The organism is archaeon (genome assembly GCA_016432545.1).
Lineage (GTDB): Archaea > Thermoproteota > Nitrososphaeria > Nitrososphaerales > Gagatemarchaeaceae > UBA183.
Window position 1 is genome coordinate 1 of sequence record CP066694.1, and the last position, 14,767, is coordinate 14,767.

General features: G+C 57.9%; 17 protein-coding genes. 7 read left to right on the forward strand and 10 right to left on the reverse strand.

Features of this window, described 5'->3' with window-relative positions; translation table 11 throughout:
- Positions 1-39 precede the first annotated feature (39 nt).
- Positions 40-261: a hypothetical protein gene (locus HY247_00005; GenBank protein QQG48746.1), complete on the forward strand. Its 222-nt coding sequence runs from the start codon at positions 40-42 to the stop codon at positions 259-261.
- Here the strand turns inward: HY247_00005 and HY247_00010 are convergent.
- Positions 247-1,572 carry a site-specific integrase gene (locus HY247_00010; protein ID QQG48747.1) on the reverse strand — a complete coding sequence of 442 codons (1,326 nt, stop codon included), beginning with the start codon at positions 1,570-1,572 and terminating at the stop codon, positions 247-249. The genes HY247_00005 and HY247_00010 overlap by 15 nt on opposite strands.
- Before the next feature lie 203 nt (positions 1,573-1,775).
- On the opposite strand from HY247_00010, the gene HY247_00015 reads away from it, so the two are divergent.
- Positions 1,776-1,994, forward strand: coding sequence for a ribbon-helix-helix protein, CopG family (locus HY247_00015; GenBank protein QQG48748.1), 219 nt, complete (start codon positions 1,776-1,778; stop codon positions 1,992-1,994).
- Complete coding sequence (locus HY247_00020) at positions 1,984-2,235, forward strand: type II toxin-antitoxin system RelE/ParE family toxin (protein ID QQG48749.1); 252 nt, start codon at positions 1,984-1,986, stop codon at positions 2,233-2,235. Before HY247_00015 ends, HY247_00020 begins: the two co-directional genes overlap by 11 nt.
- A 189-nt stretch (positions 2,236-2,424) precedes the next feature.
- Here HY247_00020 and HY247_00025 read toward each other — a convergent pair whose 3' ends face one another.
- From HY247_00025 to HY247_00035, 3 genes are all read right to left on the reverse strand, one after another.
- On the reverse strand, positions 2,425-3,222 hold the full coding sequence (locus HY247_00025) for a hypothetical protein (protein QQG48750.1): 798 nt from the start codon (positions 3,220-3,222) through the stop codon (positions 2,425-2,427).
- Between the two features lie 606 nt (positions 3,223-3,828).
- Entirely contained in the window at positions 3,829-4,824 is a 996-nt protein-coding gene (locus HY247_00030; GenBank protein ID QQG48751.1) for a hypothetical protein, read from the reverse strand.
- 273 nt (positions 4,825-5,097) lie between these two features.
- On the reverse strand, positions 5,098-5,988 hold the full coding sequence (locus HY247_00035) for a cupin domain-containing protein (protein QQG48752.1): 891 nt from the start codon (positions 5,986-5,988) through the stop codon (positions 5,098-5,100).
- A gap of 294 nt (positions 5,989-6,282) precedes the next feature.
- Here HY247_00035 and HY247_00040 point away from each other — a divergent pair, with 294 nt between their 5' ends.
- Positions 6,283-7,269, forward strand: a complete 987-nt coding sequence (locus HY247_00040; protein QQG48753.1) for a hypothetical protein — start codon at positions 6,283-6,285, stop codon at positions 7,267-7,269.
- A 143-nt stretch (positions 7,270-7,412) separates the two neighbouring features.
- Complete coding sequence (locus tag HY247_00045; GenBank protein QQG48754.1) at positions 7,413-7,670, forward strand: hypothetical protein; 258 nt, start codon at positions 7,413-7,415, stop codon at positions 7,668-7,670.
- Between the two features lie 56 nt (positions 7,671-7,726).
- Here HY247_00045 and HY247_00050 read toward each other — a convergent pair whose 3' ends face one another.
- From HY247_00050 to HY247_00070, 5 genes are all read right to left on the reverse strand, one after another.
- Positions 7,727-8,491, reverse strand: a complete 765-nt coding sequence (locus HY247_00050) for a nucleotidyltransferase domain-containing protein (protein ID QQG48755.1) — start codon at positions 8,489-8,491, stop codon at positions 7,727-7,729.
- Between the two features lie 90 nt (positions 8,492-8,581).
- On the reverse strand, positions 8,582-9,547 hold the full coding sequence (locus HY247_00055; GenBank protein QQG48756.1) for an NAD(P)-dependent alcohol dehydrogenase: 966 nt from the start codon (positions 9,545-9,547) through the stop codon (positions 8,582-8,584).
- A gap of 36 nt (positions 9,548-9,583) precedes the next feature.
- Positions 9,584-10,963 (reverse strand): hypothetical protein, encoded by a 1,380-nt coding sequence (locus tag HY247_00060; protein QQG48757.1) that lies wholly within the window; start codon positions 10,961-10,963, stop codon positions 9,584-9,586.
- Entirely contained in the window at positions 10,956-11,513 is a 558-nt protein-coding gene (locus HY247_00065) for a winged helix-turn-helix transcriptional regulator (protein ID QQG48758.1), read from the reverse strand. Before HY247_00065 ends, HY247_00060 begins: the two co-directional genes overlap by 8 nt.
- A 121-nt stretch (positions 11,514-11,634) precedes the next feature.
- Complete coding sequence (locus HY247_00070; protein QQG48759.1) at positions 11,635-12,327, reverse strand: RraA family protein; 693 nt, start codon at positions 12,325-12,327, stop codon at positions 11,635-11,637.
- A 205-nt stretch (positions 12,328-12,532) separates the two neighbouring features.
- On the opposite strand from HY247_00070, the gene HY247_00075 reads away from it, so the two are divergent.
- Together HY247_00075 and HY247_00080 are read left to right on the forward strand one after the other, a co-directional pair.
- Positions 12,533-13,966 (forward strand): PQQ-like beta-propeller repeat protein, encoded by a 1,434-nt coding sequence (locus HY247_00075; protein QQG48760.1) that lies wholly within the window; start codon positions 12,533-12,535, stop codon positions 13,964-13,966.
- Between the two features lie 77 nt (positions 13,967-14,043).
- Positions 14,044-14,367: a hypothetical protein gene (locus tag HY247_00080; protein QQG48761.1), complete on the forward strand. Its 324-nt coding sequence runs from the start codon at positions 14,044-14,046 to the stop codon at positions 14,365-14,367.
- Between the two features lie 47 nt (positions 14,368-14,414).
- Here the strand turns inward: HY247_00080 and HY247_00085 are convergent, their stop codons facing one another.
- Complete coding sequence (locus HY247_00085; protein QQG48762.1) at positions 14,415-14,765, reverse strand: VOC family protein; 351 nt, start codon at positions 14,763-14,765, stop codon at positions 14,415-14,417.
- Between the last annotated feature and the right edge of the window lie 2 nt (positions 14,766-14,767).

A 14,767-nucleotide genomic window follows, 5' to 3' on the forward strand; every position in this document is an offset into this window, starting at 1 on the left:
AGTCGGCCGCCGTTAAATCTGGCCATGGCTTGAGTTCCCATGAAGCTGCTTGGCCAGGGAACTGTCGATTTGCGTTCCTTCAAGGAGAAGGTCCGTGCCAAGCTTCCTGCCGACAGCCCCGTCGTCTCCGACCTCCTTCAAGAGCCCGACGCCATGCCCGCCGACAGGGCCGCAGTCCTCATCCCACACTACCTCCGCAGGCTCGAGCGGGAGTTGGAAAGTTACCAGGTCTCCGGCCCTGCAGTCCTAGCCCGTCCTTAGCCCTATCACGACCTTCCCGTTCGGCAGATCCCTCTTGTAGTCCCACCCCTGCTCTATCCATCCCTCAAGCTCCTCCGCCGGGACCACCTTCTGCGTCCCTCCGTTCAGCCCGAGCATCTTCTTCGTCCTCTCGTTGATCAGCTCCTGCAGCCTGTCCATGTCGAACTTGGCTACGTCTCCCAGTTCTGCGAGCTCCTCGTCCGAATACCCGAACATCTTCAGCGCCTCGACCCTGGCCGTGCTCACGACCTCCCCTTTGTCGATGGTGGGCTGCACAATCGTCTCCAGGTGCCTCTCCGCAGCCCGCGCGTAGGCCTGCCTCATCCCGTCGAGGAGGTCCTGGGGGAGTTGCCCTTTGTTGAGGGTGTAGACGTGCTCTATGTCCCCGACGTGTCCCATCCAGAAGGTCCGGTAGTCCCTGATCACATGCCCCTCCTGCTCCGCCCCCATCATCCTGGTGTCGAAATACCTCCTGAGGACATAGGGCCTCCACCTGAACCCCGCCGCCCTTATCGTGTGCCTGACATCGTCCCCTATGTTGGTGGTCCTGACGAACTTCCCCCTGTGCCAGGGGTTCATCTGGTTCGCGGTCACCAGGGGGGAGGAGGGTCCCACCCTCTCGCCGGTTATCCTCACCCTCCAACCGATGTACTCCCTGACGTAGCCGCAACCCTGCTCCGGCAGGAAGGTCAGGTACTGCCTGCCGGACTTCGACAGGGTCCTCCTCACCATGACCATGGCCGGGGTCCTCGCGAAGGAGACGGACCCGTCCTCCCCCACGGTCAGCTCAGGAAGGTCCGAGACCCTCAGCCCGTCGTCCCCGTACATGTTCCCTATCACCCCGGGCCTCACCCCCGAGAATGCCATCAGGGCGCAGCAGACCCTTTTCTGGGGATCGGCGTGCCCGAAGATCGAGTGTAGCTCCTGCCTGGTGGGGACCCGCTCGTTGTCGTAGAGCCCCACGTACCTCGAGAGCCTGACCCTCCTGGTCACCTCCAGGTCGTTGAAGAGCCACCACCCCCTCAGGGTCTTCATGTACCCCGCGATGCTGGAGCTCCTGTTCCCCTCCTTCTCGAGCCGCGATACCAGCCTGAAGAGGAAGTCCCCGGCCTCGCCCCTGGACATCTTGGCTAGGTCCCGCTGCGTCGTCTGGAACAGCCCGCAGATGCGCCCCATCCTCCGCAGGGCGACCTCGGCCCCCACCCTGGAGCCCCGGGAGACGTTCTCGATCCAGACCGCGAACCCCTCGTCCTCGAGGAGGTCCCGGTACACGCTCCTGGGGAACAGGACTGGCTTCTCTTCTTCTGCCACGCCTTTCGTGGGCTTTTTGGCTAATAACGGGGGCGGGCTTGAACCCGTTCGGGTCCGTGTACCGTCGGGCCCGCAAAGCTCAAAATGAACTACGTTAAGCCTCATTAGCCTGAGAAAAACTATCTGAGCACCCTCGGAACGGGTCGGAAGTCCTGGTTACCGCACAGGTGTGTCCTTAAATACAAGTCTGCACTGTATGACAAGTGTTGAGCGAAGCAGTATCGGTTCGGCTCCCTGAGGACATAGCGAAGCGCTTGGACGAATTGGCTAGGTCGCTCGACCGGCCCAAGACATACATCGTAACCAGAGCCCTGAAGGAGTACCTAGAGGAGTACGAGGATTACCTCATCGCGCTGCATCGGTTGCGTGACAAAGATGATAGGATTGTTTCCGCGAAAGAACTAGCCAAGCTTGACCAGTAGAATCCTCTACAAATCTTCCGTCCGTCACGACCTCAAGAAGATTGCGCGAGGAGACCAGGAGAGGATCCTTCGTCAGATAGAAGCGACCTTGGCAAGAAACCCGAGGCGTGGGGACCAACTGCATGGCGATTTCGAGGGACTCTTCAAGCTCAGAGTGGGAGACTATCGGATCATGTATGCATTGGTTGGACAGGATGTGTTAGTGCTCAGAATCAGGCACAGGAGTAAGGCCTATGCCTGAGCACCTAGGGGATTCGGGTCCAGTTCTGGCACGGGCTCCATTTGGGTCCCATCGGGCCCGCAAAGCTTGATTTGGGCGTTTTTTGACCGAATGAGCCCGTGACCAGGTGTTCCGATATTAGAGGAAGAGTTCGAGTCCCACCGGGGCCGTTTTGGTCACACTCCAAATGGAGCAGAAAATGCTGACAAACTAACGGAGCCCAGGAATGATGCTCTTGAGGTAACTGGAAAGGAGTATTGCCGTGACAGAGAGCAAGATCGCGATTAGCCTGCCAATGATGCTGGTGTCGAAAGGCCAAGTCCCCATAGCGGCGACTTTGCGGTCTAGGAGTTCGGCTTTCATGATGTCGGACTGTGGGGCCAGTCCCTGGTCAGCCGTCCTATCAAAGATGCCTCGCAGCTTCGTGGCAAGCGCCTGTCTTTCACTCCTTTTCCGTTCCAGCATCAGCCGGTGACTTCGCGTAAGTGGCAAAAAGAACATCAGCAAACCTACGGCCGTCATCCCGATGGGGAACATTGCAGTTATTATCGTCACTGTACCTGCGGTGGAAAGGCCCGCTATCGTGAAGGCCACCAACAGACCAAAGAAAGGAGCGACCGACTGAAGTGCGAGGGCTCCCACTGGCCTGAGGCCCAGCAGCCTGTCTGTGTAGAAGGGCGACAGCCGAAGTCGCAGACCCCCCACCCGGTACAGCCCTCGAAGAGCAACGAACATAGCCCAGATTATCGACGATACAGCGATTGCGGGAAGGAGGAACCCGATTGTGAGCAGGAGGAGGGTTGGACCTTCAAGTCGTGTCAAGTCTAGGCTGTAAGCTGACACTTGACCTGAGAAGAAGAAGAGGAAGAGAAATAGGGTGATTGCGAGCTGAGGCCTCACAGCCCCGGTATCTGAGAAGGCACGACGGTAGGCATCCATCCCATCCTCTAGGAGCGGTGAGAACGACTCTTCAGCCCCGCTTATCCGTTTTCGCATGTACTTGGGCAAGTAGAAGGCAAACATGACGGAGAGCCCAGCTACATAGAATGGCAAGGTCATTGAACCTCTTAAGAGAGCACTCGGCAAATTCGTGATGTCAAATGTGCCTTGAGCCGCATAGGCGGCAGGTGAGGTGACAGCTTGCGCCACCGTCATGATTACGCACCCCGCCAAGTAGGGCAGATGGAACACCCCGACACACCGTTCCCAGAGAGTCGAACGCTCGGACCATTGGGTGCCAGTCAAGTTTCTGGTGATTCGCGTCTTTTGGTTCGAGAACTTATTATTCTTTCGAACTGGCTTCGGTCCAGACCCCGAGACAAAAGGAGAAGCAGGTGGGTCGAAATCCTTTCGTAGAAACAGTTTGGGGGGCTCCCCCATCGGCCCCGTGTTCGATTCCAAATGGTTTCAAACCCGATTACGTAACCAAATCTAGCACCAAAAACGCTGCGACTCCCGTCGGGCCCGCGAAGCTCGAAATGAACTCTGTTTTGCCTGAGAGAACCAGAATCAAGCTAGGCGCTGATTCAGGACTACTGGCGGAAGTTCGGGCGCTGCGCTAAATTCGATCAAAAGGACCTACAGTGACAATCAACGAAGATGTATTCTGCGAGTTCAGAAGTGAAGCAAGTTCCTGATGATACCACTAATTAGGATGCCTACGACTGTGAGAAGGACCGCCAAGAGCCTGGCCAGTATGCCCGTGTCGAAGGGCCAAGTGTGGATTTGCTGGGCCTCTCGCTTCAACATGTCAAGTACGCTTATCTCGTTCGCGGTTCGATCGTCGATCTGATCGTTGCCACTGGCCTTTACTCTTTGGAGGAGAACGGTCGCCCGAGGCCCTATCCACGCCAACTCTTGCTTCTTAGCGTCGACTAGCCTGGAGTGCATGCTCAAGAGCGGGAATAGGAAGAGAAGAAACCCGACAGGATATAGTATCAGGAATGCTAGAGATAGTTCAAGTGGAAGGAATCCTTGAAAGATGACAGGAATCACGACAGTACTAACAACTCCGACGTAAATTAGCGTGGAGTTCAATGACGCTTTGCCAAACGGCCTCAGGCCAAGTGTCCTGTCCTCTGTGTATGGTCGAAGCTTCAAAGGGAGCTTGCCCATCTTGTAGATTGAATACATCGAGTAGCCAAACGTCCAAAGGAATGTGGCGAAGACGAAGTTGAACCAGAAAAAGGGAACCTCCCCTTCCAGAGCAACAGGAAGAGAAATGCCAGTCTGGCCGAGGGTAAACAACGGAACTACGAAGGCGAGTGTGACCAGGTAAACCAATATCACGCGACGGGCCGACGAGAAGTGGGACAGGTCGAGCTGAGTTGAAGCCCCCGTGAGCCCACCGTGTATTTCATCAACGAATTTCAACAGGCGTGTCAACTCCCGGCGAAGATAGCTGGCTGTTTGGAAGGCGAAGACCGCGAAGACCAAATCAAAGGCGTTGAGGAAGATCACAGTCGGCGGAGGAAACGCTGAAGCCAAAGCTGGAAGCAACGAAAGCAAAAGGAAAGGTGCCCATCCAAAACAGATCGCGCCTGCCCAGTTGGGAAGCCCGACCCAATCGCTAAGCTTCTCGAACCAGAGCTCCGGTACTGAATAGCCCAATTGATGCCTCCCCAACGGCGCCCTCCAGGGCGAATAAAAGATATCTTGCCGAGCATGGCCCGAGTCAATATTTTCGACTCCATGCGGCCCGATTCTAGGCCCTGGTCCCTGAACGGCGCCGAACGTGTGCAGCCCACTAAGAACTACTGTCACTCCTAAGGTCTCCCCTGTAGGAGTCGAGAACACAGCTAGTCTGTCGGGCCCGCCTTCAACCCCATCTGAACTCGACTCTCTTCTTCAGCCCTCACCTAATTCCGCGGGAGCCAGGACTACTCACTTCTCGCGGGTCCGCTTGTGGCCTCGATTCTTCGACGGGACCCACCCTCCATCGCTCGTCCTCTTGTATCCCTGGTTGTAGTGGCGAAAGAAGTCCTCGGGCGTAATCAAGGCCTCTTCTGGAACGATGGCGCCCCACCCAGAACCACTCAAGAGGAGCTCCTTGAAGTCTGGGTTGACTATGATGTCTTTTGAGACTTGAGCCCGCTCGTGCCAGACCTCCATGTCGAGTATCCGGAGCCGCTCCCCTCGGTCGGCAATGAGCTGCGTAGCAATCTCAGGCCCGGCCGGTTTGCCGACGAGGTCTCCTGTCTTCACCTCAGTCTCCGAGCCGTTGTATCTCAGCGTCCCCTTCCCGCTTAGGATCAAGTAATACTCGTCCACGTGTGAGTGACTGTGGTATCGAGCGGCGCTCTCGTCCTTCTCGACCACTCTGACCCTGAAGAAGGCGCGCCCGGACCCGAGTAGCGGCATCAGGAATCTGTCGGTCGAGCCCGTTTCTTTCTTCGAAGTCAGCAGGCGCTCCGCTCCCTCGAGAGAGTCATCGTCGAGGACGTTGACCACCGGCCTCCTCCACATGTTCTCCGACAGAGTCCCTCCCTTTCTCACATGGACCTCGTCGGCCCAGAACGACGCCAGTCGCAGCACGAAATCCAAGGCCTCAGGGGCCAGAGGAGGGATCGTGACCGTCGCCTCCCCCTTCGAGTACTTCATCAACCGCCCTGCCCTCTGGCCCATCTCGTCCCAAAACCAGTTGGTGAAGGGGAGCAGAGGCTCACCATGTCCCTTCGGCATCTCGGTCTTCGACTTGAAGAACAGTTCCCACGCAAGATCTGCGCGGACCGACCGTTCCGTAAGTTGGTCGTCGAGCACGATCTTCATGTTCATCAATACTTCAGGTCAAGAAGAATTTAAGCTCGCATAGGGGAGGTCTAACGCCCCACCTTAGGAAGGATTTCCAGGGCCGCGAGCCATGTCTGGAGGGCAGGCAGTCCAAGGAGGGTCGAGTGCAACTCCTTCTGGATAGTAAATGTGGATGTCCGATGTCCCTACTTCGAAGCAAGAATCCTCCACAAAGAGTGTAGGGGTCGACAGTTTGGGCGGAGTCCCATGCGACAAGAACGACGGCCTAAACGGAGTCCCTGCAAGGCTTGATATCCAGCACTTCGGAGGGCAAATTCCATGGATGAGCAACCTCGGCTCTGGTTTGAAAAATTCTATCTTGGCAACGGGATTCCCAAGATCGTCTGGGCCGTCGTGGCCTTTCTCCCTTTCGTGCTCATCTACACCGTCGCAATCTACCTGGCAGGCCTCTCTCAAGACTTCTATTCGATTGTGCTGGCCCCTCTCCCGTTCTATCTCGTAGTCAACCTGTACATCCAGTACGCGTCAAGGTTCGCTGTAGCACGCATCGAAGGGCTTGCGAAGGAGTGGGGCCTCGTCGAGAAACACTCCATCGCCCTGGAACCTCTTTTTGGCCTGAAAGGGCCGACTGTCGCCTCACTGGTGGTCTACGCCGTGATGTTCCCGCTCTTCATCTCGAACAACGCGGTCGTGTTCACCCCGGTCCAAATCGTACTGGCCACGATACTCCCCTGGCTCTACTACGCATACTTCTTCGGGACCTTCTTCTGGGTGCTGGGGTACTCCGCGTACACCATCAACAAGATGGGCAACCTTCCTCTAGAGCTGAGGCACTTCACTGAAGATCGGACGCTCGGCCTGAAGGACTTCGGGTCTGTCTCGCTGAGATTCGCGGGCCTTTATGTCGTCTTTGTCGCCCTCTTTTCGGTGCCGAATACGTTCAACGGATTCGTGAGTCTTGGCTTCCTTCTCTTGTACATCGGGCTCTTCCTGTTGGCCGTCCCGCTTTTCCTCCTGCCTCTTTTCAGTCTTCACCGAAGACTTGTATCCGAGAAGCGCCTAATTGTCGGCCGTTTCGCGCCACCTTACAGGCAGTTGGTTCAGTCTCTGGAAGTGAACGGGATGGCCGGGGCGGACGGGAAACTCACCGACCAACTCACTGCCACGCGCCAGCTCCTCCAGGAAGCGGGTCAGATACACTCTTGGCCCTTCGATACGGGAATAATTGTTAGACTCTCCGCAATTGTGCTGTCGGTCGTGGCTATTCTACTCTCTCGCGTCTTGGCAATTTTCTTGCACGTGTGACGTCTCAGATAGCAGGGCGAAGGGAACCCTGCCCAGCTCTCGCCCATTCTGTCTCACCGGGCTGCCGCACCCGCGGATCCGAACCTCTCTTCGTTCGATTCCGTTCTTGAATGTTAATATGAACCCAGATTCCCCTTTGACCAATGGACAGGTTTCTCGTGGAGTCTCCTCACGACCCAGGGGACTGCAGGAAGGTAGTGAAGAACATCTATGCGCAAGGCTACCTGTACAACTGTGACTGGGGATGCAAGGGCGGAGTGCACAAGGCATGGGTCATGATTGAGGCGGAAGACGAGAAACAGGCCCTGTGGGTTGTCCCTCCTATCCTGCGAACAAACGCGAAAGCGACAAAGATAGTGAAGTTCGACCCCGAAATGGTCAAGGACTGGAAGGACGAATAGCGGATAAGGCCCTTCAGACAAGGCAGGAAGTGTTCCGGAGGGCAGTAAACCTGGAGTCATCTCGCAACGGCATTCAGAACCTCTCGGCACCAGTCGGTCGCTTCTGCGTATTTCTCTCTAAGTTCAGAGACGTCCGTGACATAGGATAGCCTCCTCAGCCGCTTCACAACGCCGGGGGGCAGCTCTGAGTCAACGTAGTGCGCCCTAAAGTCGAAGTGCACCGGGGTGTATCTGATGCGAAGTGCCTCGATGAGTGTGGACAGTGTTATGGCTCTGTAGTCCTCTAGAGCCTCCAGTTGATGACCTCGCCCAATCTCTTTCGTGACATAGTTGTTGAAGATGGCGAACCTTGTCTTCAGCCTCAGCGCCCTATCCCTCCTCTTCTTGGCCTGCGCAGAACGATCGAGGTGCCTGACCTTCGCGGCGCCTGACTTGTTGAAGTGGAAGACGTTCTTCCCGTGTACTTCCGGGGCGAGGAACATCTCTCGACTCTCGGGAGTCAAGACCGCAAGGTCCACGATTGCGAATTCCCCCGCGTCTCGAAGTTTGTAGAATTTCTGCGAAACTCCCTCGAACCCCAGTTGGACCACGTAGGTCTCGGAGATGGGCGAGATAGCCCTGAGAGCGCGCTCGATCTCTTGAAAGGTCTGGAGGACCTTTGCTCCCTCAACAAGGACGTAGAGGTCAAGGTCTGACCACCTGTCCACCCTGTCGAAGGACGCAGACCCTCCCTCCCAAAGGGCAAGGACGTGTCGCTTGGGACGCAGAGACCTGACTAGTGCCTGCACTATCGCGGACCTCGAGATGGGTTGGTTCGGCACGAGGCTTTCATCCGGGTGACAGCAGATTCAAAGGTATCGAACCATCATCTCCGAGGAATCAGTGAACCTCCCTCTCGCGCTGGTTAGAACTCAGATAGTTAAGACGACCTTGCCCCGAGTGTGCCTTCCCTCCAGATATAGGAGGGCGTCTGGGGTCTCACTGAGGGGATAGGTCCGGTCTATCTGCGGGGTCATCTCTCCGGACTCCATCATCCCCTGCAGGATTTGCAGGTCCTTCTTGTTGATCTTTGCGATGTGGAAAACAACCTTCTTGCTTGACACCCGCGAGACCAAAATCGCCCTTAGCAGGCGAAACACGAATCCTATGAACCCCCGCCTGGGCCCGGCGTTCATGACCAGTGTCCCGTTGGGGGTCAGCACCCGCCTCAGGTCTGACAGCGAGCGATTCCCCGCGTTGTCGATGACGAGGTCGTAGAACCTCCCGTCCTTGACAAAGTCCACTTTGGTGTAGTCTAGGACGAGGTCTGCACCGAGTTTCTTTACAATCTCGACATTCCCGGTGCTGCACACGCCGGTCACGTTGGCCCCGAGCGACTTCGCAATCTGCACTGCGAAGGAGCCCACTCCTCCTGACGCGCCGTTGATCAGGACCTTCTGCCCCGCACGCATGCCACCCCAGTCGCGGAGGGCTTGGAGCGCAGTTATGCCTGCGATGGGGACGGCCGCAGCCTGTTCGAACGACACCCGTGCTGGCTTCGGCACCAGCCTGTCCTCCCGGGCGCTTGAGTACTCGGCCAGGGCCCCGAGACCTGTCCCGAAGACCTCGTCGCCCGGATGGAACTGGGTCACCTTGGCGCCCACAACCTCTACGACCCCGGAGAGGTCGGACCCCAGCGGTCCGCGCTTGGGTCGGAGCAGACCGTTGCCGAACATTCGGACCATCAAGGGGCCCCTCACCGTGTACCTCTCGACCGGATTGATCGACGCAGCCTTGACTTTCACCAGGACGCGCTCTTCGGTGGGCGCCGGCTTCTCGACCTCTCTGAGCTCGAGGAGCTCGGGCGACCCGTACTTTCGATGGATTATCGCCTTCATGCTGCCCCTACCCTTCCCTCCACGCGCGCGAGAGCCTCAGGCATATTTCTTCAACAACTCCTCGGTCCCGCTCATCATCTCGTCAAGCTCGATCGGCAGCCCTTCGAGCACGTCGCTGACCTGCTTCTTCGCCATTTCCGCGAGCAGCGTCCTGAGGTCCCTCGCCAGCTCTGCCGAGTCTGTGCTCTTCGACCCGTCCTCTGTCCTCAGGACTACGCGCGTCCCGACGACGTCCAGCGTGAACCTCTTGGTGTTGAGCGTCACCTTGCTCTGGGTTACCCTCAGCGTGTGAAGGGGGGTGTTAGTCTCGAGCTCTTGAGGCGAGTAGGAGAAGCCATCCGACCCTACCTTCAATTTCATGGTGTCCTGCTTGAGGTCCAGCGAGCTCCCATTCCACTTCGCCTTGATCCCCCCGCCCGATGAGCTGATGTAGCTCGAGTCCCGGATTCCCTTGACAGACCACCAGGACGAGAACCTTCCGTGCTTCCCCCACTGGCGGCGACCGAACCACTTCTCCGAGGCCTCGTCCGCGTTGATCAGGATTGGGCCTATCTTGACCGTCTCACCGTTGGGCCCGCTCCTCACGCTCAGGGGGCCTATGTCCACAGAATCCTGGTACGGGTCCATCTTGACATGGACGAAGGGGGGAAGGTCCACCTCGAACTCTGTCTCCCCGACTATCGAATTCTCAACCTCAGTCTCCTTGATCAGGTCGCGCAGCTTCTTGCCCGTGAGCTTCTCCACCTGTTCCCCGGTCGCTTTCATGCCCCTGAACGGAACTCCGAAGCTCGTTACAGGTCCTGCGATAGTCGCGGTCACGCTGCCCATCGGAGTTTCGAAGACCGCATTCAGGTCACCGGAAACTACGCATCCGACCGTCCTCTTTGACTTCCTCACCGGCAGGCCTATCGAATCGGCCTTGACCGTGAGCTTGATCTCGCCCATGGTAGTGGAGGAAGTCGACTTGAGAAGCAACGCAGGTCCGGTGGCCTGGAGCTCTCTGGTCCTAGAGGAGCCTTGGCCGACGATGATCGATACCAGCCATAGGAAGATCGCGGCGATGGCCAGGTTGGGAATCTCCATCCCGAAGACCGCCGGGTAGGCGTTGTCGCCTTGTAGAATGGCAATCCAGCCAAAGAACCAGATCAGGATAATGATGAGGATGCATTGAAACCCCATGTTCCCAAGTAGGGTCGACACAGCCCGCGCGGCCCCCCTGCTCGTGTTCGTCCGGAATGCACTCGCGAAGAAGCCAGCGCCGAAAGACGCGGCCAGGAGCGTCTCCGAATACTGAGAAACGGCGAGGTACCCTCTTAGGAGCCAAACGAGGACTAGGACCGCCCCGATGGCATAGAACGCATTTGCTGTCCTTCGGGCGCCGTGGGCTAGGGTCCGCTCCTTTCCTATCTCAATCAACGCTCTCCCCTCCAAGGGCCTCGTTCATCAGCGCAAGCGTCCTGACCAGAAGCCTGCCCCGCTTGGTCAGCTGGTACCCTCCCTCGTCCGCGTGGGCGACGAGCCCCATCCTGAGGAGGCTCTTCAGGTGATGAGACACAGAGGCAGCCTCAAGGTTCGTTGAGGCCTTCATCTCCGAGAACGTCCTGTCAGAAGAGTAGAGCATCTTGACTATCCTTATCCTCTCGATGTTCGCCAAAGACTTCAGAACGTCTGCGGCCGTCCCTTCGGGCATCCCCGACACTAGGTCATCGACGGCACGTTCCCCCTTCTCCACCAGGCTGGACCTCACGTTGTCGCGGATCAGCTTCACCAGGTCTTTGGCCACCACTGAGGACGGCTCCGCATCCCGAAGATCCCCGCTTCCGATATCGACCCTGATTGAACTCGCGGCGTCCCCGGATGACTCCCGCGCCTCGCGAAGTGCTTCCCTGAACTCGTTCCTGATCTCCTCCCGCAGGTGCTTGATCTCGTTCCTCAGGTCTTGGCTCAATTCCTTCTTGTCTTCCAAGTAAACTCGCCTATACTCCCTCCCCTATTGGGATATATATTTCTTTACTTAAGACGCTTGTCGAGATAAATCAAGATTTACCTCAATCAGGCATGGCCTCCCTACAACTGTTGAAGGAAGTTCACTCTTCGATCGCACCCCCGATCCTCTGGAGGTGCTTCCTGAAGGTGTAGCTGGGGTCAAGTGCGCGCTCTTTCAGATAACCCGCGACCTGCAGCTGGTCCTGTAGCTTTCTCCCGCCTCTGATCTCGTCGGCCTGCTTCCTTTCGGTCTTGGAGATTGCTTGCGCGACCGAGAGCACCTCCTCGATGTCGTCGCCGGAGGCGAAGACCAGGCCGTCGTCATCCCCGAAGACGACGTCTGCCTTGGCCACAGTGAAGCTTCCCACCCTGGCGGATTCGAGGGCGTCTGACTCTCTAGAATCAAGCCTCCGAGGTCCCGAAGGGCAGGCGCCTTGGCTGAAAATCGGCAGTCCAATCCTTCGGAGCTCTTCCGTATCTCTGTGGAGCCCCCATACGACAATCCCAGCGAGTCCGCCGGCCTTCGCCTCCAGGGCAGTCAGGTCTCCGATGCATGCCTCGTCTGTCCTACCGCCGTTGTCTATCACCAGGACTCCCCCTCGCCCGGACGAGGCCATCGCCTCGAGGAACACGTCGACGCTCCCATAGTGTTTAGCCGGGACCACGCTCCCTGAGACGCGGCTCCCAGGGATCAGCGGCCTGATCGTATCGGGAGCAGCCCGATAGGGCCGCTTCAACCGGAGACAAGCATCGGCTACGAGCGCCGACGACAGGCCAGAGAATGTCTCTACCAATCCCCGGCTTGACATCCCCTCGTCCCCGAACCGCTTGAACTAAAATGGGTTTGCCATGAACAGAGATAGCGCGCGAACCCCACCACAAGTTCTCTTCAACTATCTTGATGAGCAACGACAGTCTAGGGGATCTTTCCCGCAAGTCATTGTGGGGATTCGGCGACAGTCCCAAATACCGTCTTCCCGACGAGCCCATCAAAGTGTTTTGGAGATTCTAACCCCGAGGATTGGTCGCAGCTCTTCCCTTCGCCTCGCCCTCACGGCGCTGTTCGCTGTCATGCTGTCCTCCCCCCTTGCATATGCTACTACCGCGCCGACGTCGATCGCTCCGGTGTGGACGGTCTTCAAGGGAGGGCCACACTCGGACGTGGGTTGGGGAGTCGCGACGGACGATTCAGGCTCCTCATACTTCGTCGGCAGCACGACGGTTCCGGGCCCGTTGGCTGACATTTTTGTCAGCAAGGTCGGACCGAACGGGGCCTCCATCTGGAATGCTTCCTTTGACGGCGGTGGCGACGACGCTGCGTATCAGGTAGTCTGGCGGGCCGGGATGCTCTATGTAGGAGGAAGGTCCTTCGTATCGACCGACCACGAGCTGAACATGCTGGTGCAGGCCTACAACGCCTCCACCGGAGAGCTCGCCTGGTCGACTACGTGGGAGGTCTCTCCGGGTGCCGGATACAACGAAGTCGATGGCATCGTCCTTGAGGGAGACGACCTCTATGCCGCCGGATGGGCAGCCGTGCCCGGGCACTCCGAGGACCTCGGCCTGCTCAAACTCGACGCGCCCACGGGCCATGTCGTCTGGAATTCGACCTGGGGCACGAGCGGGTGGGACGAAGCTAATGGCGACATCGTTTTTGACTCCGCGCACGTGTACGTCGCGGGCCGGTACAATTCCCCGAACCTCCTCTACGGGGGCCGGGCCTTGATTGCTTCGTTCAACAAGTCTGACGGGGCTTACGTGAAGAACGCCACGTGGTGGGAGGGCTCCGGAGAGGCGGACTTCCTAGGGATGACGGGCGACTCGACCTCCCTTTATCCCGTGGGGATCTCCGCGACCACGGGCGACAGGATAGTGCTTCAGAAGTACGACCACGACCTGAAATTGGCATGGAGTTCGTACTGGGAGGGCTCGAAGTCGGAGTCGTCGAGAATGGTGAGGTTGACCGCCAACGGCACAGGCCTTGTGGTAGCTGGACAGACATCAAGCTTCGGGAACGGGGCTACCGACGCTCTCCTGCTCGGCTACGATCTTGGCGGGAACCTGAGATGGTCAAGGACCTGGGGAGGAATCGGGAACGACCAGCCTCAGGGTCTGGCAATCGCTGGGGGGCTAGCGTTTGTCTCCGGGCAGACGACCAGCTTTGGTGCGGGCTCACAGGACGCATTCCTCGCCAAGTTCACTTTACCTGACCAAGGAAGTTCAACTACCTCGACAACTTCATCAATCCACTCTGTCACCACGAGTTACGGATCGAGTTCGACCACTTCGACCGGTACCTCTTCATCCAAGGGCGGGGTCCCAGAATTCTCGCCAGGGTCTTACCTGCCACTTCTCATTGCCGCACTAGTAACGATCTCATACCTGTTCGCCCGCGCGCCAGCCAGGAAGCGCCGGAATCAAACGGTGACTTGACCTCTTATTGCCTGTCTCCCTCGACCAACACCAAAAACCGGGAAGCCTCTTCTACGCGTCCTAGCGGGTCGCCCACGATGCCACAGTACGCGATAATCCAGAGCCACCCACCGGGCAACTGCCCTATCTCCGGCAAGGGCGCAAGAGACTGGGCAAACGAAACGCTCCCAAAGAGCGAAGAGCTTGCCAAGAAGATGGGAATTCGGATGGTTGTCCCATACATGCACCTCGACCCTGCCCACAAGGGACTCCTGCTCCTTGAAGGTCCGAGCGGAGAGACCGTGCGCGACTTCCTCATCCAGGGCGGGTTCTTCCACCTCCTGGACAGCGAGTTCTATTTTGTGACTCCCATCGCCGACCTCCTGAAAGCATCCGCGGGCATGCCCACGATCTTTCCATAGGGCCGCAGGCCTCTCTCCTTTTTCGAAACTAGTAAGCTCGCAGGCGCTTACTTCTGGACTATGCAGAAGTGATTTCCTTCCGGGTCTGAAAGGATCACGTAGTCGTGGCCCTCCCCGGGGTCTTTGACCAGGGTCGCTCCCAACTTCAGGAGCCTCTCCACTTCTGCCTTCTGGTCGTCAGCGTAGAGATCAAGGTGCACCCTGATCCTCCCAGAGACCGGCTTGTCCAGAAGGTTGAATGAGACGTTCGGGCTCTTCCCCTCGGGGTCCCTAAGGATGACCCATCCGTAAGCTGGGGGCCTCTTCGGGTCGTAGTGGAGCGCCTCCTGCCAGAACGAGTGCATCCGGTCAAAGTCGTTGCAGTCGAAGACGACGGACCCTATCCTGATGTCTGGCATGG